This window comes from Mesorhizobium sp. C268A, assembly GCF_040324475.1.
GTDB lineage: Bacteria > Pseudomonadota > Alphaproteobacteria > Rhizobiales > Rhizobiaceae > Mesorhizobium.
On the sequence record NZ_JAMYVX010000001.1, the window covers coordinates 1,777,445 to 1,795,697 of the forward strand.

At 61.2% G+C, this 18,253-nt stretch carries 18 protein-coding genes and 1 pseudogene; 13 read left to right on the top strand and 6 right to left on the bottom strand.

Going from position 1 to position 18,253, the window contains the following annotated elements:
* Window positions 1–21: 21 nt before the first annotated feature.
* The 3 genes and pseudogenes from NKL06_RS08775 to NKL06_RS08785 all read left to right on the top strand — a co-directional run bounded on the left by NKL06_RS08775 (window position 22) and on the right by NKL06_RS08785 (window position 2,175).
* A complete protein-coding gene (locus NKL06_RS08775; RefSeq protein ID WP_023667786.1) occupies window positions 22–774 on the top strand; it encodes an SDR family NAD(P)-dependent oxidoreductase in 753 nt (250 codons plus the stop codon).
* Between the two features lie 32 nt (window positions 775–806).
* A pseudogene (locus NKL06_RS08780) lies at window positions 807–1,405 on the top strand (NADPH-dependent F420 reductase).
* 137 nt (window positions 1,406–1,542) lie between these two features.
* The gene (locus NKL06_RS08785; protein ID WP_023682749.1) at window positions 1,543–2,175 is read left to right on the top strand and encodes a class I SAM-dependent methyltransferase; all 633 of its coding nucleotides are present in this window, start codon (window positions 1,543–1,545) and stop codon (window positions 2,173–2,175) included.
* Between the two features lie 270 nt (window positions 2,176–2,445).
* Here NKL06_RS08785 and NKL06_RS08790 read toward each other — a convergent pair whose 3' ends face one another.
* Window positions 2,446–3,039 carry a DJ-1/PfpI family protein gene (locus tag NKL06_RS08790; protein ID WP_023682750.1) on the bottom strand — a complete coding sequence of 198 codons (594 nt, stop codon included), beginning with the start codon at window positions 3,037–3,039 and terminating at the stop codon, window positions 2,446–2,448.
* 158 nt (window positions 3,040–3,197) lie between these two features.
* Window positions 3,198–3,896: a GntR family transcriptional regulator gene (locus NKL06_RS08795; protein WP_023692299.1), complete on the bottom strand. Its 699-nt coding sequence runs from the start codon at window positions 3,894–3,896 to the stop codon at window positions 3,198–3,200.
* A 174-nt stretch (window positions 3,897–4,070) separates the two neighbouring features.
* Between NKL06_RS08795 and NKL06_RS08800 the strand changes: the two genes are divergently transcribed.
* The 3 genes from NKL06_RS08800 (at window position 4,071) to NKL06_RS08810 (ending at window position 7,628) form a co-directional block, all read left to right on the top strand.
* Window positions 4,071–5,297 carry an iron-containing alcohol dehydrogenase gene (locus tag NKL06_RS08800; RefSeq protein ID WP_023692300.1) on the top strand — a complete coding sequence of 409 codons (1,227 nt, stop codon included), beginning with the start codon at window positions 4,071–4,073 and terminating at the stop codon, window positions 5,295–5,297.
* A gap of 58 nt (window positions 5,298–5,355) precedes the next feature.
* Window positions 5,356–6,804, top strand: coding sequence for an NAD-dependent succinate-semialdehyde dehydrogenase (locus tag NKL06_RS08805; protein WP_245267116.1), 1,449 nt, complete (start codon window positions 5,356–5,358; stop codon window positions 6,802–6,804).
* Between the two features lie 110 nt (window positions 6,805–6,914).
* Window positions 6,915–7,628: an alpha/beta hydrolase gene (locus NKL06_RS08810; protein WP_245267105.1), complete on the top strand. Its 714-nt coding sequence runs from the start codon at window positions 6,915–6,917 to the stop codon at window positions 7,626–7,628.
* Between the two features lie 330 nt (window positions 7,629–7,958).
* On the opposite strand, the gene NKL06_RS08815 is transcribed toward NKL06_RS08810, so the two are convergent.
* A complete protein-coding gene (locus NKL06_RS08815) occupies window positions 7,959–8,855 on the bottom strand; it encodes an NAD(P)/FAD-dependent oxidoreductase (protein WP_023692303.1) in 897 nt (298 codons plus the stop codon).
* A 129-nt stretch (window positions 8,856–8,984) separates the two neighbouring features.
* On the opposite strand from NKL06_RS08815, the gene NKL06_RS08820 reads away from it, so the two are divergent.
* From NKL06_RS08820 to NKL06_RS08830, 3 genes are all read left to right on the top strand, one after another.
* The gene (locus NKL06_RS08820; protein ID WP_023667776.1) at window positions 8,985–9,614 is read left to right on the top strand and encodes a TetR/AcrR family transcriptional regulator; all 630 of its coding nucleotides are present in this window, start codon (window positions 8,985–8,987) and stop codon (window positions 9,612–9,614) included.
* A gap of 527 nt (window positions 9,615–10,141) precedes the next feature.
* Window positions 10,142–11,317 carry a zinc-dependent alcohol dehydrogenase gene (locus NKL06_RS08825; protein WP_023667775.1) on the top strand — a complete coding sequence of 392 codons (1,176 nt, stop codon included), beginning with the start codon at window positions 10,142–10,144 and terminating at the stop codon, window positions 11,315–11,317.
* A 10-nt stretch (window positions 11,318–11,327) separates the two neighbouring features.
* The gene (locus tag NKL06_RS08830) at window positions 11,328–11,876 is read left to right on the top strand and encodes a hypothetical protein (protein WP_023667774.1); all 549 of its coding nucleotides are present in this window, start codon (window positions 11,328–11,330) and stop codon (window positions 11,874–11,876) included.
* A 256-nt stretch (window positions 11,877–12,132) separates the two neighbouring features.
* Here NKL06_RS08830 and NKL06_RS08835 read toward each other — a convergent pair whose 3' ends face one another.
* The gene (locus NKL06_RS08835; RefSeq protein WP_155922421.1) at window positions 12,133–12,357 is read right to left on the bottom strand and encodes a hypothetical protein; all 225 of its coding nucleotides are present in this window, start codon (window positions 12,355–12,357) and stop codon (window positions 12,133–12,135) included.
* Between the two features lie 1,124 nt (window positions 12,358–13,481).
* On the opposite strand from NKL06_RS08835, the gene NKL06_RS08840 reads away from it, so the two are divergent.
* Complete coding sequence (locus NKL06_RS08840) at window positions 13,482–13,739, top strand: hypothetical protein (RefSeq protein WP_245260390.1); 258 nt, start codon at window positions 13,482–13,484, stop codon at window positions 13,737–13,739.
* Between the two features lie 282 nt (window positions 13,740–14,021).
* Here NKL06_RS08840 and NKL06_RS08845 read toward each other — a convergent pair whose 3' ends face one another.
* Entirely contained in the window at window positions 14,022–14,489 is a 468-nt protein-coding gene (locus NKL06_RS08845; RefSeq protein WP_023667769.1) for a hypothetical protein, read from the bottom strand.
* A 404-nt stretch (window positions 14,490–14,893) separates the two neighbouring features.
* On the opposite strand from NKL06_RS08845, the gene NKL06_RS08850 reads away from it, so the two are divergent.
* Window positions 14,894–15,505 (top strand): EF-hand domain-containing protein, encoded by a 612-nt coding sequence (locus tag NKL06_RS08850; RefSeq protein WP_245276531.1) that lies wholly within the window; start codon window positions 14,894–14,896, stop codon window positions 15,503–15,505.
* A 200-nt stretch (window positions 15,506–15,705) separates the two neighbouring features.
* Here NKL06_RS08850 and NKL06_RS08855 read toward each other — a convergent pair whose 3' ends face one another.
* Window positions 15,706–15,870, bottom strand: a complete 165-nt coding sequence (locus tag NKL06_RS08855; protein ID WP_023667766.1) for a hypothetical protein — start codon at window positions 15,868–15,870, stop codon at window positions 15,706–15,708.
* A gap of 1,009 nt (window positions 15,871–16,879) precedes the next feature.
* Between NKL06_RS08855 and NKL06_RS08860 the strand changes: the two genes are divergently transcribed.
* Together NKL06_RS08860 and NKL06_RS08865 are read left to right on the top strand one after the other, a co-directional pair.
* Entirely contained in the window at window positions 16,880–17,539 is a 660-nt protein-coding gene (locus tag NKL06_RS08860; RefSeq protein WP_023682764.1) for a L,D-transpeptidase, read from the top strand.
* A gap of 10 nt (window positions 17,540–17,549) precedes the next feature.
* Window positions 17,550–18,062: an OmpA family protein gene (locus NKL06_RS08865; protein WP_023667764.1), complete on the top strand. Its 513-nt coding sequence runs from the start codon at window positions 17,550–17,552 to the stop codon at window positions 18,060–18,062.
* The last annotated feature ends 191 nt before the right edge of the window (window positions 18,063–18,253 follow it).

An 18,253-nucleotide genomic window follows, 5' to 3' on the forward strand; every position in this document is an offset into this window, starting at 1 on the left:
CGCAACGAAAGACAAAGAATTATGAAAAAACTCGAAGGCAAGATCGCAGTCATCACGGGCGGAAGCAGCGGGATCGGATTGGCCACAGCCAAGCGCTTCGTAGAAGAAGGAGCGCACGTCGTGATTACCGGGCGAAGAGAGAAGGAGTTGAAGGAGGCCGCAGCCTTCATCATGAAAAACGTTACGACGGTCGTGGGTGACGTGTCGCTCCTGGAAGATCTGGATCGCCTCTATGCCGTCGTGAAGGTGAAACATGGTCATATCGACATTCTCTTCGCCAACGCCGGCGCGGGGACGATCGCACCGCTCGCCGTCGCTACCGAGGCACATTTTGATCAGACCTTCGATGTGAACGTGAAGGGTCTGTTCTTTACGGTGCAGAAGGCCCTTCCCCTGTTCAAAGACGGCGGTTCGATCATCCTGAATTCTTCAGTGTCGAACGTGTTGGGGCTTCCAGGGTTTAGTACCTACGCCGCGAGCAAGGCGGCTGTACGCAACTTCGCGCGCGCTTGGACACTGGAATTCAAAGACCGCAAAATCCGCGTCAATGCAATGAGTCCGGGACCAATCGAGACGCCGGCCTTGGAGACAACGACTGGCCTTACCCCTGAGCAAGCCGAGCAAGCGGCCGCCCAGTTTGCGTCACAGATCCCAATGGGTCGCAGGGGCAAACCAGAGGAAATCGCGGCTGCCGTAACGTTCCTCGCCTCCGATGAAAGTTCTTTCGTCACCGGCGTGGATCTCGCCGTCGACGGAGGCATGGCGCAAGTCTGACCCCGGCATTAGCACCAGATCGGAGAAGTACTATGAACTATGCAATCGTAGGATTCGGCAATATCGGACGGGCCCTGCCAAGGCGTTTGCCCGAAACGGCATCGAAGTTTCCGTTGCAACCACACGCGACCCGGAAAGCTTTGCCGCCGATGCGGCCGCGATCGGACCCACCATCATCCCCAAAAAACTGGCGGAAGCCATCAAGGCGGACATCATCTTTTTGGCTGTCCGCTTCGAGGCGCACCCGAATGTTGCTAAGGCGCTCCCCACCTGGCAGGGGAAGACGATCATCGATGTGACCAATGCCTATGGCGTGCCCCCTGAGGAACTGGGAGGACAACCTTCTTCCAAGTTCATCGCGCAGGCCTTCTCTGGCGCAAAACTGGTCAAGGGCTTCAACCATCTGGTCGCCCCGGTGCTTGATCAGGATCCGGCCGTACATGGTGGCCGGAGGGTCGTGTTCTTGGCAAGCGACGATGATGCTGCCGCAACACAGACTGGGGAGCTTGCGGAAAATCTCGGTTTCGCGCCGATCAAGCTTGGCGGGGTGTCGGAAGGTGGCCTGCTGGTCCAGGCGCGCGGAGACAGCTGGGGTCATCTGATCTTCAAGGACTTGGTCAAATTCGACTGACGAGCGCGACGTCCCCACCGGCAAAGAAACCACGCACTCGATCGGAACTCGGATCGGATCAAGCGCGATCCGATCCGAGCAAAATGGAGAAATCACTATGAGCACCGAGAAGAATATCCACTCCTAAGGAGATTTCGATGTACGACCAATCCAAGGTATCCGAGTTAATCCGGTTCGCACGAATCGAGGCGGGCTCCACCGTGATCGACGTCTACCCTGGCGACGGAGACTGGACGCGCCTCTTCTCCGACATCGTCGGATCAGAGGGGCGGGTCTACAGCTTCGTGCCGGCCGAAGTCGCCCACTTCAAGAACGATCCGGTCGGCCTCATGCGGACGCTCGCGAAGGAGCCGGGCCGAGAGAACGTCGAAGCCGCCTCGGCGGATCTCGTCGCGATGCCGGAGGTCACGCCGCCAGCGGATGTCCTATGGCTGCACCTGTTTTACCACGATCTTCACACCGCCCTGGTCCAGAAGAAGGGTGCGACGGCGGCCGACTTCAATCGAGCTGTCTACAAGCGGCTGAAACCCGGTGGGTCCTACGTCATCGTCGACCACGCCGCCGCCGCTGGGTCGGGCACGAGCGACACCCGGTCGCTGCATCGGATCGACCCTGCATTCGTCGGCGAGGAGGTGGAGGCGGCCGGCTTCGTACTGGACGCGGAAAGCACCGTGCTGGTGAATAAGGATGACCCGCACTCGACCAAGGTGTTCGATCCCGCGATCAAGGGCGAGACCGATCGCTTCGCGTTCCGGTTCGTGAAACCCTGACAGCTCCCGGGCGCCGACTTTCATGTCGACCTCTCCAATGGGCCAATCAACTCGGGTTGGCACCCGTCAAGCTGGGAAAGGTCAACGAGGATGGCGCGCTGGTGCACGCACGCGATGCGGCAGCGCTTGAAGGCGTCCGAGGTGATGATGGCACAAGGTTCTGGAGCACACCTGCCGCAGGTTCCTGATCTGAACCTGATGACATGACTGAGTGCCCGCGCCGTTGAGAGAGCCGGCGCATCCCCTCAGGGATGCGCCGGGACAAACGATTCAAGAATGGCGGATTTCCGTTCCCAGCACCTTCAGGCATTCACGGATGAACGCCGCAAGCGCGGTCCAGCCTTTGGCTGAAACCATGGTCCCATCGACATAGGCGTCGGTGGGAGACAGATCGATATAGGTGCCGCCGGCAAGCGTCACCTCCGGCTCGCAGGCGGCGAGCGCCGCCACCTTCTTGCCGCGCACGACGCCGTCGACCGCGATCAGAATCTGGACGCCATGGCAGATCGTGAAGATCGGCTTTTTCGCCTCGTGGAAATGGCGCACCATTGCCTGTATCCGCTTGTCGGTGCGGATGTATTCGGGGCCACGACCGCCGGCGCAATAGACAGCGTCGTACTGGCTCAGCTGCTTCTCGGCGTCGGCAAAGGTCTTGTTGATCAGCGCATTGTGGCCGGGCTTTTCGGTGTAGGTCTGATCGCCCTCGAAATCGTGCAGCGACGTCTTGATCATGTCTCCGGCGCTTTTGTCGGGGCACACGACATGAACGGTGTGTCCCACCGCTTCCATCGCCTGCTGATAGACGAAGATTTCATACTCCTCGGTGAAATCACCGGTCAGCATCAGGATTTTTTTGGCTGGCATGTCTTTCCTCTCGGTTTGTTTCAGGGGCGAGGTGCACTGCGCGCCTCCTTCCCGGTATCGAAATCGGCTCAGAACGGGGAGTAGAATTCGTAGGCGGCAGGCTGGGCGAACAGCGGCGCGCCGCGCTTGAGGGTGCCTCGGACAAGCACATCGCCAGGCTACTCGAACGCAGGCAGGAGCCTGTCCCGCGAATTTTCGATGTGCGCACGCATGGCTTTTTCGGCGGCGTCCGGATCGCCCCCGGCAAAGGCAGCGAGAATAGCCTCGTGCTCGTCGAGCGCCTCTTCGGTCACCCTGGAGTGATACATCAGCCGGAAGATATGGAAGTGGGTATGCTGGTGATTCAGTGTCTCGCGAATGAGTTCGTTTTGGGCGAACTCGACGATCTTGTCGTGGAAGATCGCATCCTGACGGGCGAAGTTCGAATAGCGCAGGCGTTCGTCTTTCCCCACCCGTCGGGCCATGACGCCGGCCGCCTCCTGCAGCGCGGCAAGGCGCTCGCCGTCCATTGTTGCGGTGGCTTTGGCCGCGGCGGCAGGTTCAAGCAATAGACGCAGCTCGTAAAGCTCGTCGAAGCGCCGGCGGGTGATTTGTGGGGCGGCGCGATAGCCGATCAGGTGGGTTTTCAGAACCAGCCCTTCCCCCTCCAGCCTGCCAAGCGCTTCACGAATGGGGGTATGCGAGACGTTGAATTCCTTGACGAGATTGTCGACGGTGATGCGCGATCCCGGAGCAATCCTCAAGGACATGAGCTGCGCGAAGATTGCTTCGTAAACGTCGCCGGCCAGACTGTTGGCGCGCTGGATACGACCCCTGGCACGGGCTTCATTGTCAACCGTCAGGTCCGTGTTCTGCATCGTTTGCCTCTTGACAGAACCACCCACTAACACGATGCTCCGCGAAACTCAATCCTATATCCTATACGATTTTATTAGAGGGCATCGCATGATCATGACCTGCAGCGCCGAGGTCGGCCTCTGGCACGAAGCCAAGCCTGTCGGCTTCCAACCCGTCCTCGCAGGATCTTGTGCATGAGCTTGTTTGCAGCGGCGCGCCTGCCGAGCGAGATTCTGTTCGGCAAAGGCCAGCGCCATGTCCTGCCTGCCATCGCCGCCAAATATGGGCGCCGCGCGTTCGTCTGTACCGATGAGCGCTTCGCGGCGACGTCGCAGTTCGCCGAGATTCTCGTTGGCTTGCACAACGCGGCGATCGAGACGTTGGTCTTCGACCGAACGCTGCCGGATGTGCCGCGCGACAGCGTCGCCACCTGCATTGCGGAGGCGAAGGGTTTCAAGCCCGACATGGTGATCGGAATCGGGGGCGGCAGCTGCCTCGACATGGCCAAATGCGCTGCACTTCTGCTCAGCCATGGCGGCAAGCTCGAGGACTACTATGGCGAGTTCAAGGTACCCGGCCCTACCCTTCCGGTAATCGCAGTGCCGACGACGGCTGGAACAGGCTCCGAGGTGACCCCCGTCGCCGTGATCTCCGACCCGGATCGGACGCTGAAAGTGGGTATCGCCAGTCCGCATCTCATCGCGGCAGTGGCGCTTTGCGATCCGGATCTGACGGTGACCTGTCCACCGTCCTTGACGGCGATCGCCGGCGCCGACGCGCTGACGCACGCAATCGAGGCCTATACAGCGGCCAAACGCGGCGTCGACCCTCATTTGCCGCAACAGCACGTGTTCATCGGCAAGAGCGCTCTGACCGACCATTTCGCGCTTCTGGCCATCAGGCTGCTCGGCCGCAGTCTCGAAAAGGCATATCGCGACGGATCGGACGAGGATGCGCGCGCCGACGTCATGATGGGAGCGCTGGCCGCCGGTTGCGCCTTCGGTACGGCGGGAACGGCCGCCGCCCATGCGGTGCAGTATCCCGTTGGCGCGCTTACCCACACCCCGCATGGCCTGGGAGTGGCCACGATGCTGCCCTATGTGATGACCTACAATCTGGCCGCAGCAGCCGCGGAGATTGCGGAAGTCGGCACTGCTCTTGGCTTTTCCCTTCAGGGCGGCGGCGCCGATGCCTTGGCGCACGCCACCATCCGTGAGGTGAGCCGGCTGTTTGGCGCCATCGGCATCACACCGACATTGGCCGAACTGGGTCTTCCCGAAGACAAGATCGACTGGACGGCCGAGCAGGCGCTGGGCATCGACCGGTTGATCAAGAACAATCCGCGTCCGTTCGACCGCGCCGCGATGCGACAGCTGGTCAGGGCTGCCTATGACGGCGACATGTCCGCCACCATGATGTGATCGACCAGGAGTTCATCCAATGAACATTGCCGCAGGCATATCCGACGAGGATCAAGATATGTTCGACTACGCCACGGTCTCGCACGGTCTCTACATTGGCGGACGCTGGCGGCCCTCATCGGAGGGCCGCGTGATCGAAGTGGTCGATCCCTCGACCGAAGCCGTGATCGCTGCGGTTCCCGACGCCACGCTCGCAGACGCCGCCTCGGCCGTCGACGCGGCCGCAAAGGCGGCGGCCGGCTGGCGCGAGACCCCGCCACGCAGGCGATCGGAAATCCTGCGGCGCTGCTTCGAACTGATGACCGAACGGGCGGAGACGTTGGCCGCGCTGATCTCGCTGGAGAACGGCAAGGCGCTGCGCGATGCGCGCGGTGAAGTCGCCTACGCCGCTGAGTTTTTCCGCTGGAACGCCGAGGAGGCGGTCCGCATCAGCGGCGAGTTCGGCCTTGCACCCTCGGGCGCGAACCGGATCATTGTCGACTACCAGCCCATCGGCATTTGCGTGCTCATCACGCCATGGAATTTCCCAGCCGCCATGGCGACACGTAAAATCGCTCCGGCGCTGGCGGCCGGCTGTACGGTGATCCTGAAGCCCGCCAGCGAGACACCGCTGACGGCCTATGCGCTTGCGGCGCTCTACGAGGAAGCCGGCGTGCCGCCCGGCGTCGTCAACGTCCTGACGACCTCGACCCCCGGACCGGTGACGGCGGCCATGCTGGCCGATCCGCGCGTGCGAAAGCTGTCCTTCACCGGCTCGACCGGCGTCGGGCGCGTGCTGCTGGCCGAAGCCGCAAAGCACGTCATTTCCTGTTCCATGGAGCTTGGCGGCAACGCACCCTTCATCGTCTTCGACGACGCCGACCTGGAAGCCGCCCTCGACGGTGCGATGGTTGCCAAGATGCGCAACGCCGGCGAAGCCTGCACGGCCGCCAACCGGCTTTACGTCCAGGCCGGCATCCATGATGCTTTCGCGGAAGGCTTGAGCAAACGCATGGCTGCACTCAACCTGGGCCCGGGCACAGACTCAGACACAGAATGCGGGCCGATGATCACCAGGAAGGCTGTGCACAAGATCGACCGGCTTGTGCAGGACGCCGTTGCCCGCGGCGCCAAAATCCTGTGTGGCGGCGGCGTATCTGAAGGCAGAGGCTTTTTCTATCCGCCAACGGTGCTCAAGGACGTGCCGGCCGACGTTGCCATGGCTCACGAGGAGATCTTCGGTCCCGTGGCGCCGATCAGTCGCTTCGAAAGCGAGGCGGATGTCATCTCCAAAGCCAATGACACCGAATACGGTCTCGCTGCCTACATCTATACGCGCGACCTGGGCCGGGGGATGCGCGTGGCATCGAAGATCGAGTCCGGCATGATCGCGCTCAACCGCGGCCTGATGTCGGATCCAGCGGCGCCTTTCGGAGGTGTCAAGCAGAGCGGGCTAGGCCGCGAAGGCGGTCAGAAGCACGGCGTTGCCGAGTTCATGGAGGCCAAGTACATCGCCGTGACCCTGTGAGCGGACATCACGCCAAAGATCCGTTTCGCATTCGCGATCATGTGGTCGAGTTCGATGACATCGTCGCCGAGATCGTTCGCAGAAGCGAGGAGACCAGGGCGAACGTTCCCATGGTCGCCGATGTCGCCTACGGGGCTGACGCCACCGAAACCATGGATCTGTTCTTTCCCGAGGGCAAACGGGACCGCCTGCCGGTGCACATGTTCATCCACGGGGGCTATTGGCGCATGTTCTCCAAGCGCGACTATTCCTACGTCGCCGAGACCGTTACGAACGCAGGTGCGATCGCGGTCATTGTCGACTACGCGCTGATGCCGACCGTCAGGATGGCCAGGATCGTCGACCAGGTGCGCCGCGCCAAGCGATGGGTATTTGACAATGTCGCACACCATGGCGGCAATCCCGGCCTGCTGACCGTTAGCGGTCATTCCGCCGGTGCGCATCTGGCAACAATGCTTTTCGACGGTGACGAGCGGCCTTCCGGCATCAAAGCTGCGCTGCTGCTTGGCGGCCTTTACGACCTGAAGCCATTGCAGATGTCGTTCCTTGCCGCCGAGATCGCGATCACCGACGAGGAGGCCCACCGATTCTCGCCCATCAATCACAGTTTCGATCCATCCGTGGACGTAGATATCTTGGTCGGCGCCGATGAAACGCCGCCGTTCCACAGCCAGGCCGCACTCTTCACGGACCACCTTGACACACAGGGACTGACTGTTTCGCGCACGACCCTTGGCGGGGCCAATCATATGAGCAGCGTCCGCGACCTTGGCTTGGCTGGCACCGAGGCCGCGTCACTGTTGGCCCGCGTCGTAGCCGCCTGAGACTTCCGCCAGAAGCGCTGCTGGGCGCGAGCGTTCTTCAAAGTCGCGTCGCAGCATCGAGGTGCCGACAGCGGTGGCAAATCTTCCGCCACCGGTCGCCATACCGTAAGCCCGCCGGCGATGTCGACGTCGACGTGGTTCATGCTTTCCAGCGTGATTGAGCTTGATAACCGATGTCGGCGATCGCCGTCATGCAGGCAGCCCAGTTGAGTTCTCAAGGCTGACCGGCCAAAGACGCCCCTCAGGGAGCGGGAGCCGGCGTTCCGTAACACCGGCCCGCAACCTTCAGAATATGATAGCCGCGGCACCCGGAGAAGGGAATCTGCGCTCTCACACCAGCATCGACTGCTGGGCGAAGATGCCCGCCATCGCGCCGTGCGATATTGCCAGGGTGACCGATGGCGGCGTGAGGGGGTTGGCGAGGTCGCCCGCGGCGTAGATGCCGGGCATGCTGGTTTCGCGGCGCTCGTCGACCTTGAGGATTACGCCGAGGGGCGTATCGACCGTGGCGAGGCCCAGTGATTCATGCAGGCTTGCGGACGGCTTGTTGCGCGGATGCGCGAACAGGATGTCGACCGCGACCTTGGGGCCGGTATCGAGCTTGACGGTGGCGTTATGCCCCCCGTGATGGGCGATCTCGCTGATCCGGCCGTCGACGACAGGTATGTTGCGGCGCGCCAGACCGGCCCTGGTATCGGGCGGAATGTCGTGACCATCAGCGAAGACCGTCAACCTGTCGGTCCAATCGTGGAACAGCCTGACCTGATTCATCGACTGTGGGCCGGACCAGACGAGGCCCCAATGCTGGCCGGCGACTTCAAAGCCGTCGCAATAGGGGCAGGGCACGATGGACGTGCCCCAACCTTCGGCAAAGCCCGGAACATCAGGCATCTGGTCGGCGACGCCATAGCTCAGGATCAGGCGGCGCGCGCCGAGGCTTCCGCCATCGCCAGTGAGGACGGAGAAATCGTCGATGGCGCCGGACAGGCTGTCGGCCCGGGCATTGACCAGCTTGATCGTGGGATAGCGCGCCAGCTGCCGCCGCGCCTCGGCCAGGATGTCCAGCGGTGGCTTGTGATCGTGGCCGAGCAGGCCATGCGAGTGGCCGGCGAAGCGGTTGCGCGGCAGGCCGGTATCGAGAACGGTGACCTTACGGCGGGCACGGCCGAGTTGCAGGGCACCGGCGAGACCGGCAAAGCTGCCGCCGATGATGATGACGTCATCCATAATGGGCTCCGTGTTGTGGATGAGGGGCTGGTTGGACCTGGTTGAAACCTACCCATCGGCTTGCGCATTTCAGAAACTACATGGTATCGTAATCCAAGAATTAGGATACTGTCAAGGACTGGAATTGTCGTGACCGAAAATAGCCAGGGCCGGCGCGGCCGGCCCGCCAACGAGGCGCTTGGCCAAACGATACTCGACGCTGCGTCCGAACTCTTTGTGGAATTGGGTTTCCAAGCGACCACATTGGACAAGGTCGCCCAGCGGGCGAAGATATCCAAACTCAGCATCTATCGGCACTTCGAGAACAAGGAGGCGCTGTTCAGCGCGGCGATGGCGGCCGGCTGCCATCAGTTGTTTGCGCCACAGGCCCTTCTTGAAGGCGTCGGCGGTTCGGTCGAAGATCAGCTCATGGCGGTGGGATCGTCCCTGCTTCGCACGCTGTTGAGATCAGACGTCCGCAGTGTCGAAGCCATGGTCATGGCCGACCAGACGAATCCAAGGTCGTTAAGCAAGCTCCATTTCGAAGCCGGCCCCGCCCATGTCATCGCCCAAATCGAGGTCCTGTTGCGTCAGTTGCACGCGAAGGCGGTTCTGAACGTGCCCGATCCTCTCCGGTCCGCCCGCTTGTTTGCCGCGCTTTTCAAAGGATCCGATCTTTTGATTATCGCACGCTTCGATCAGGCGAGAGCGGCGGACGACAACGAAATCGAATCCTATTGCCGGTCGGCCGTCGCCATGTTCATCGCTGCGCACGGCTAGCACTCTGCCCTGCCCGCTAATCATTGTATTTCTGCGAAATACTCCGCTAGAGCCGCCGTCGCGATGGCGCCCATCCACCTCATGTCGATCGCGTCGGGGTCGGACTGCGCGCCCGCCGGTGAGCGGCATCTCCTACCTGCTCCGGTCACAGCGCTGCTTCGGCCGACCCTGTGCGGGCGAGGAAGAGAATGCCGGTTATGGCCCGCGAGAATCGAGCAGATGGGGTATCAGCCGCCGCGAAGGACACCTGCGGACGGAACCTTCTTTGGTACACTTGAGTACGTCCATTCGTGGCTCGGGCTCCAGCGGTTCGTGCCCCGACGCGCCTGGGAAGGCCGCTGGTGCCCGCGACAGATCCTTCCAAGGTGCAGGTCTGGAATGGCCCAAAAATTCTCTCGAGCTCCCGGAACATCGGTCCGCCCCTGTGGTTCGACAAGCAGCGGCACAGTCGATCCAACCAGGCATCGGCCCGCTTAGGACAGGCGCGAGGTCCCTACCCACAGATCTTGCGAAAATAGGAGCAAGCTATGCGAGCGTTGGTCTGGCACGGCAAGGAAGACATACGCTGCGATCAGGTTTCGGACCCGGGAATTGAGGATGAACGTGACGCGATCATCAAGGTGACGAGTTGTGCGATATGCGGCTCCGACCTTCACCTCTACCACAACTATGTGCCAGCCATGCTGCCCGGCGACATCATGGGCCACGAGATGATGGGAGAGGTCGTCGAGGTCGGCAAGGGCGTCAACGGCGCTCTGAAGGAGGGAGACCGCATCGTCGTGCCGTTCACCATAATCTGCGGTGAGTGCGACCAGTGCAAGCGACAGAACTTTTCGGTTTGCGAACGCACAAACCGCAAGAAGAATCTCGGTGACAAGGTGTTCGGGCACACCACCGCGGGTCTGTTCGGCTACACTCATTTGACCGGCGGCTATCCCGGGGGACAGGCGGAATACATGCGTGTGCCGTTCGCCGATGCCACGCACGTAAAGGTGCCTGACAGCCTTACCGACGAGCAGGTTCTCTTCCTCGGCGATATTTTTCCTACCGGATGGCAGGCGGCGGCACAGTGCGACATTGAGCCCAACGATACGGTTGCGGTGTGGGGCTGCGGCCCAGTCGGGCAGATGGCCATACGCAGCGCCCTGCTGCTCGGCGCGAAACAGGTGGTGGCGATCGATTGCCTGCCGGAACGGCTTTCCATGGCCGCGGCCGGCGGCGCCATCGCCATCAATTTCGCCGAGGAAAGTGTCGTCGAACGACTGCGGGAACTCACCGGCGGAAAGGGCCCGGAGAAGTGCATCGATTGCGTCGGCATGGAAAGCCACGTCTCGCTGGCCCAGCCCGATACCGTCTACGATCGCGCAAAGCAGTTGATGCTGATGGAAAATGATCGACCGCACGTTCTGCGTGAGATGATCTATGTCTGCCGGCCGGCCGGCGTGATCTCGATCCCCGGCGTCTACAGCGGGCTGGTCGACAAGATTCCGATGGGACAGGCAATGAACAAGGGGCTCACCTTCCGAATGGGGCAGACCCATGTCAACCGTTGGACCGAGGATCTGTTGCGCCGCATCGAAGATGGCCAGATCGACCCATCCTTCGTCATCACCCATACCGTGGGGCTCGAGCAGGGACCCGAGATGTACAAGGTGTTTCGCGACAAGCAGGACAGCTGCATCAAGGTTGTATTGAAACCGTAGGGAAATCGTCATGAACGTGATTGCCAAACTTACCAACATCACCCGATCGCCTGGCGATCCCAAAGTGCTGAAGACTGGGCAGAGTGCGGTCGGGGCATCCGATGGCCTTGCCCGCAAGCTCGGCTGGTTCAGCATCGCGCTTGGCGTCGCCGAGCTGGTTGGCGCCGAGCGGATTGCCGGCGCGCTCGGCATGCGCGGCAAGGAAGATCTGATCCGCGCTTATGGGGCGCGGGAAATAAGCAGCGGCATACTCTCGCTTTCAGTGGACAAGCAAGCTGGGCTGTGGAGCCGGGTGGCCGGCGACGGCCTGGATATCGCGACATTGCTGACAGCGTATCGGCCTGGCAACCCAAAGCGCGATAATGTAGGCCTTGCGCTTGCCATGGTCGCCGGCATCACATTGCTCGACATCATCGCTGCGAAAAGCGTGACCGCGCGCCACTCTCGGAGCGGGACCAAGCCACGCGACTACAGCGATCGAAGCGGCTTTCCCGGAGGCACTGCCGCAGCCCGCGACCGTGCCCGCTCGCAGCGCAGCCAGGAGGCCGGCGCAGCCTGATAGAGATTGCCGAACCCCTGGCGCCATGCGACCTGGACAGGTGGCATCTCGTCAGGCCCTAACGCCAGAGGTGGTAGCTCTCGGCGAGCCGAGTTTGCTGGAACAGAGTGGACCGTCGCGCGGCCGTTCTCGCCGTCTCCTGGGTCACCGCCGCGCATGGGTTGTGTGGCCGGTGCGTTAAAGGCACGAAGCGAGCAGCGATCCGACCGGCGTCGAGCCTTCCATGTCTCTTGCCTTGGCAAGGTTCCGGCGATCCTCAGGCCGAGCCGCGTTCGGGAAGCTCGGTCTCTTCCGCCACCCCTTTCCGCAGGTCTCGGCGCAAGCGTTCCGCTTCGTCGGAATTATTATCGTCGTCTGTCCGCTCGAGTTCGCGATCGATTGTCTCGCGCGACCCCTCTGCCGGATCCTGTTGCGGAGATGTGTTCGGGCCGGTTTCGATCTTGCCGTCGCCGGGAACGGTGCGGTCGCGAGACTTCGTCATCTTCAGCTTCCCTTTCATCTGTCATCTGCCTCGGCATCTCCGATGGCATGAATTTTGGCCGCTTCCTGCCGAACCGGATCGTCGACGCTTTGTTCCGGGAAAGCCCCCGCAGGTTCGTGCTGGTCGGCCCGGGGCATTGGTCGATGCCCATGCCGGGAAGCATCCTATGCCAACGAGGTCGGCGGCAGCCTCATCGATGTCGTTATCAACATGTGGGCTGTTTCGGCCCGGACACGCGAGCACGCCAGGCTCGCGGCGAGTTTTCGAACCGAAGCAGATGCGCAACGTAACAACTGGATGTATACGGAAAAGGCTGCCTCATCCACATCGCGCTTCGGGAGGGCCGGCGGCATGCTCGCCTGGGCGGTCCGGCAGCTGGTAGCGAACTGGTCATAGGCCTTTGCAAAGCCGCGTCGATGAAGCGGGTGCGGTAGCGATGGTCGGTGTAGCGTCGAGGCATCTGTCAATCGGAGACAAGCGCGACCACTTTTGGGACTTCACTGTTTTTTCCACCGGGACTCGACATCTCACTATCATAGTTGATTGTGGCTGCCGGTGACCCTGCGTAATGGATAGCCATTCCAACTCTCCAACAGGAAAACGGTATGTTGTATCCGGGTCGGTTTTTGGGGCCAAGCGAGATTGAGATGCTCGCCCAGGTTTGTCACACAGTCTGCAAAGAGCGCGCCCTACCTCTTGCTTCGCAGAACGGAGAGCGCATAGCTGCGCATATACTCAGGCTGTTTATGAATGGCTTGATTGAGCAGAATGAACTGCTCGATGCCGAGAGGAACTGGGCTCTTCGGCTTGACCGTTCGGTCCAGCAGACGATGTCACCTACGCGCACATGAGAGGCCGCGGGACCCAGTTTGGTTCTTACAGCCGAACACCCGCCGCTATCTGAGATATGTTGCGGGGTTTTCTTCGCCGCGGAGTGATCCGACACAGTGCGGAAATCATGGCAATCCTGTTCGCAGTGATTCTATTGATACGCGTAATCGCAGTCGCATTCTTGGTCGTCGGAAAGCCGCCAGGGCCAGTTGGGAACAAACCTGACGTTTAAGCGTTTGTAGAGCCCTTCCACCGGGCAACTCACCGAAATGCTTCTTGCCGTGCATGATGCGATGTCGACGGCCGTTTTGGCGGGCAGGAGCGCCAATGCGGAAATAGTAGGCGTGGTCGACCTCACCAACAAAGCTGAGGTCGACATCGGCATCACCAGCTTGGGAAGAGCCATCCAGTTCGTGGCCAACGCCTCGGTGCTTGGATACGACATTCGCGGCGCCATGGTCTTCTATGGCGCGCCCGGTACCCCGAGCCTAAGGGCGAGAGAGTGCGAGCGCTTGTGGGCGCAGTTTGGCGGCGCGCTTCTACAGCCGTAGCTCTATCAGGACGTTCGCCCCGCCCGTTCTTGGTATGAACGCGTACGGAACTGAGGCGCTACCCAGCCGCAGCGGGAATGGCTCAGTGGTAGCTCTAGCTGGCGACCGCACTAAGCAGCTTTTCGGTGATGGGCTTTGAGCGGCTGAGCCAGCGTGAGAACGTTCGGCTGCATATCTGCCGGTGCCTGCTTTCATGTGACTGGGCGAGGCTATTGGGGAGCCGGGTTGACCACTGGCCCTTAGCCGAGGGAAGCACAGTACGGCAACCTCGCTCTTTGCTGGCTAACATCCTTCCGCTCTCAGGGACCGGACCATGCGCACAACAACAGGGTCATACGGTTTCTTTTCGGATTTCCGATAATTCATTGTGAAAAGCGCGGCACGCTGGTTGCAGACCATAATTGCACGGACGTAGCGAATCTCGCCATTCTTGACCCCGGAGTAGCTGGCCCATTTCGGGGCTAGGCGCCGATAGGTCAGTCGCCAACCGGCCTTTTCGTCCTCGATCATGCGATGTTCGATCTCGGCGCGAAAACTTGCTTTGCCCAGTCGCGCGCCCCAAACGACCAGAAACGCGTCTCTTGGGCCCTGAAAAGCCGCGCCCTGCTCCGAATTCTGGGTCAGGACGAAATTCGGAGGAATATCGAAACTAAAGCCAAGCTGTCGGACGCCGAAGGGCTGCCACGCCTCGGCCTGAAGCAACGTGGTCCAAAAGAGAAAAACTGTAAGTCCCAGCAGGAGGCGTCGCATTGCTCTGATTTAGCGCTGGCTAACATCGTGTCCAGACGGACAGAGGTCCGTGACATAAAAAATATGCATCATGGCCGCGCAGCATATGGACGCGGGATTCGCGATTGACCCGTGCGGTCGAAACGGCTTCCGTTCCACGAAAGGAGAGGACGCAGAGGGAGTTGGTGCGTCGGTATGATCGACTGGCAGAAAATTGGCGAGGCCGAATGTCCAACGTTCATTGCCCGCAAAAATGGGCGCCGGCTTCCTCTTGTGCCTAGGGAAGAAGAGCCGAAATTATTCCCTGACGAAGACCCTGATCTACCTCGGACGGGGGGCATGCCCCTGTAACTTCGCCGTGACCTGATCCCGTTCGGGGAACAATCAGATCGAGCTCCAGTTTGGCCTTCCAAGCGAAGGCACTGATGGAGCATGCCATGAGATTTCCGCACAGCACGACGGCCGCGGCCGCCGTTTTCGTAGTCCTGACCTCCCCCGCGCTCGCCCAGACAAGCGGAACACCATCCCCCTCCACACCTGCACCCGCTCCGGCGACCGAACCGCCGGCCGCCGGACAGTTGCCGGATGCGACCGGACAAGCGGATGCACCAACACGCGAAATGATCCGCCAGATGGTTGAGCAAGCAGTCCGGGAGAGAATGCAGCAGGATCGCGGTTCCGAAGAAGGTTTCCGCGAGGAAGATAGTCGCAGCTATCAAGGCGATCGCAACGAGGATGCTGACCGCCACGATGAAGATGGCGACCGTTGGCAGAACCACGGTGACCGCGATCGTGGACACAGAATGGCTGGACGCTGGCATCATCAGATGATGCGCGGTGCCGGCATGCGACTGATGTTCGGGCTGTTGGACACCGATGGCGACGGATCGGTGTCCGAGGACGAGGTTCAACGCGCGGTGGGCAGGATGTTCAGTAGCATTGACGAGAATGGTGATGGCAAGATCGATGCGGACGAGATCCAGTCCTTCATGCATGGCTCCAGCATGCATGGCACTGATAGCGAGGACACGCCGTAGCTGTCTTCAAAGGGAATGCCCTCCCTCGGACAAAGCGGGCGCGTGGCGGCCGATCCCGAAGCGGTGTCTCTTGGCTGTTAGCCGCCCTAACAGCACCCTCCAGCCTTGCGCTATTCCCGCAGTCCCGCAAGACGCCAGCCGTGACAAAAAAAGGCTGCGCAGTGCTGATCAAGGAACGATCGAAGCCGACCAACGCAGGGTCACTCGGGCGCCCGGTCCTCCAGCAGAACGAAGGATGCGGCGATCAAGTCGTCGCCATTGATACGTCCTTGGCTGTCCTCCAACATAGTTGCAACCTTGTGGAAGGCCATCATTTCACCCGCGTCAATCTGCGCTTCACGCATCTTGGCTGTGAGATCAGCCACGCGATTTCCTAACGAATGTGATTTTGCAGTCTCGCAATTCGACATGATTAGTCATCCTTTGGCCGGGGTTTCACGCTGCCGAACGCAATGCTTCAGCGGATGTTCCGAATTTGGCCATCAGTCTTATGGGATAGGACTTGCGTCTGATTGCGGTTGGAAGAAGCCCGAACGGCGGAACACGCAGCCGGACGCCGAATTGGAAACCGACCGTCGATCGAAGTCCCTTGTCGCCGGTTGAGATTCCGCCATCTTCACTGTCGAGAGGGTGGCGGGATCGCCTTCCGAGGAGCGAGCGCATATGAGGTAATAGATATTTGGCAGATGTACTCACGGCCATCCTGCTCGCTTCTTTTGTCTGCGCATGTTCATTCTTTTCGGGAAACCCCATCTCTCCAACAACACGCAACAACCGCGTTGCTACCCACGATTGATGCGATGACAACTGCATCAACAAAGCAAAGCCTCTTCGCCTAAGGTGCGATTGCCGCGGGCTTTTTCGACTTGAAGGTCGTCCAACGCGCCCGGTGGTCAGGCCATGGCGTTCAGCGGGAGCCAGGTAGACTCATCGCGAAAATCCCGCAGCGAGGCATGTCGCAAGTCCTCCTCGCCGCGTGCGGATACTGGAATCCGCCTGGCTCGTTGTGACAGGCATGCGAAGATGAGTGTCGGCGCATGGACGCGGAAAAACCCGCCAGCGTGAGCCAGCGGGCCTTGTGATGGGATGGCCCGCGCGTGCGGTCAAGGCTGCGCGGGCCGACCATGATGAATGAGGGGACATCTTGGTCACCGGCACGACCGATGAAGAACGAGCCGGGTGTGACAAAACACCCTTGGAGCGAGGATGTTCCCGTCCGCACAAAAAAGCCCGCCGGCGTGAGCCGGCGGGCAGCCGCTATTTTGCCGTCAAGCGGACAGACCGCTTGCGGCCCACCCACTGCAGCATTTTCCACTTTGAGCCGGAATCATTCTCAACTATGGTTCGCCAGGCTTAAGGCATGGGGGATTGCCGATGGTTTTATCACGCAGGGGTGTCGTGCTCGGCGGTCTGGCGCTGGTCGCGGTCGGTGGAACCAGCAATATTGTTCAAGCCGCGGGGGCAAAATCCTTTTTCGCCGGTACCGCCAGCGATAACGATTTCGTCTATCGCAAGACCAACTTCGCCAAGATCGACAAGAGATGGCATCGCCAGATCGTCAAGTATTTCAGCAGCGAGCCGGTCGGCACCGTCGTGGTCGATACCCGCCACCACTTCCTCTACCTCATCATGGAAAACAAGACTGCCATCCGCTACGGCGTCGGCGTCGGCAAGGAAGGCTTCAAATGGTACGGCCGCGCGACGATCGATCGCCGCGCGCTGTGGCCGCAATGGGTCCCGCCCCCCGAAATGCGTGAGCGCAAACCGGACCTGCCGCCCATGATCGCAGGCGGCGCGTCCAACAATCCGCTCGGGCCGCGCGCGCTCTATCTGTACCGCGACGGCGCCGACATCGGCTACCGCCTGCATGGCACGCTGGAGCCATGGAGCATCGGCACCGACGCTTCCAGCGGCTGCATCCGCATGTTCCCCGAAGACATCATCGACCTCTACCAGCGGTGCCCGATCGGCACCGCGGTGGAGGTCCTGCCGCACATCGCCGACCAGGCGCCCGCTTCCACCACTGTCGAATGATTGGCGCATCATGAACCGCATGATTGAAAACACGCGCCGGCTGCTCGCCGCCGGCCTGCTGGTTGTGGCCACATCCTGCTCGACCAGCAACACGCTGGCCCCGTCGACGCCCGACGTCACCAACGCCGAGATTGCCGGCTTCCAGAACGTGCAGCCGGGCAGCGAGGAGGATTTTATCCTCAATGTCGGCCGCCGCACCTACTTCACGAAAGGTTCGGCCGCGCTCGATTCTGTCGCCAAGGCCACCCTCGACACCCAGATCGCCTGGTTGACAAAGCATCCGCGCTGGCTGCTCAAGCTGCAGGGTTTCGCCGACGATCCCGGCGCAAGCGAAACGGCGCTGTCACAGCAGCGCGCCGATGCGGTGATGGACTACCTCGCCGCCGGCGGCATAGACCGGAACCGCATGTGGGCCAAGGGCTACGGCAAGGACAGGCTGGTCCGCGACTGCCCCGACTCCGCCTGCAGGTCGCAGAACCGCCGCGTTGTGTCTAATTTGCGCGATGAGAGGGACGAGTCGTAGAGGCTGCTGTTTTGCTGGTCGCCAAATCAGTCTCACAACGCGACGGCGGCATGGCTGCAATGCGCCTATCGGGGACATTCACCCAGCGTTTGCCCCTCCCCGAAAGCTGACGCTCCGGTTGAACCCGGAGTGAAGTCAGCTTCCCGTCTACCAACCTCCGGTTCAGGGTCTGGTGGGAGGCTTCGGCATCC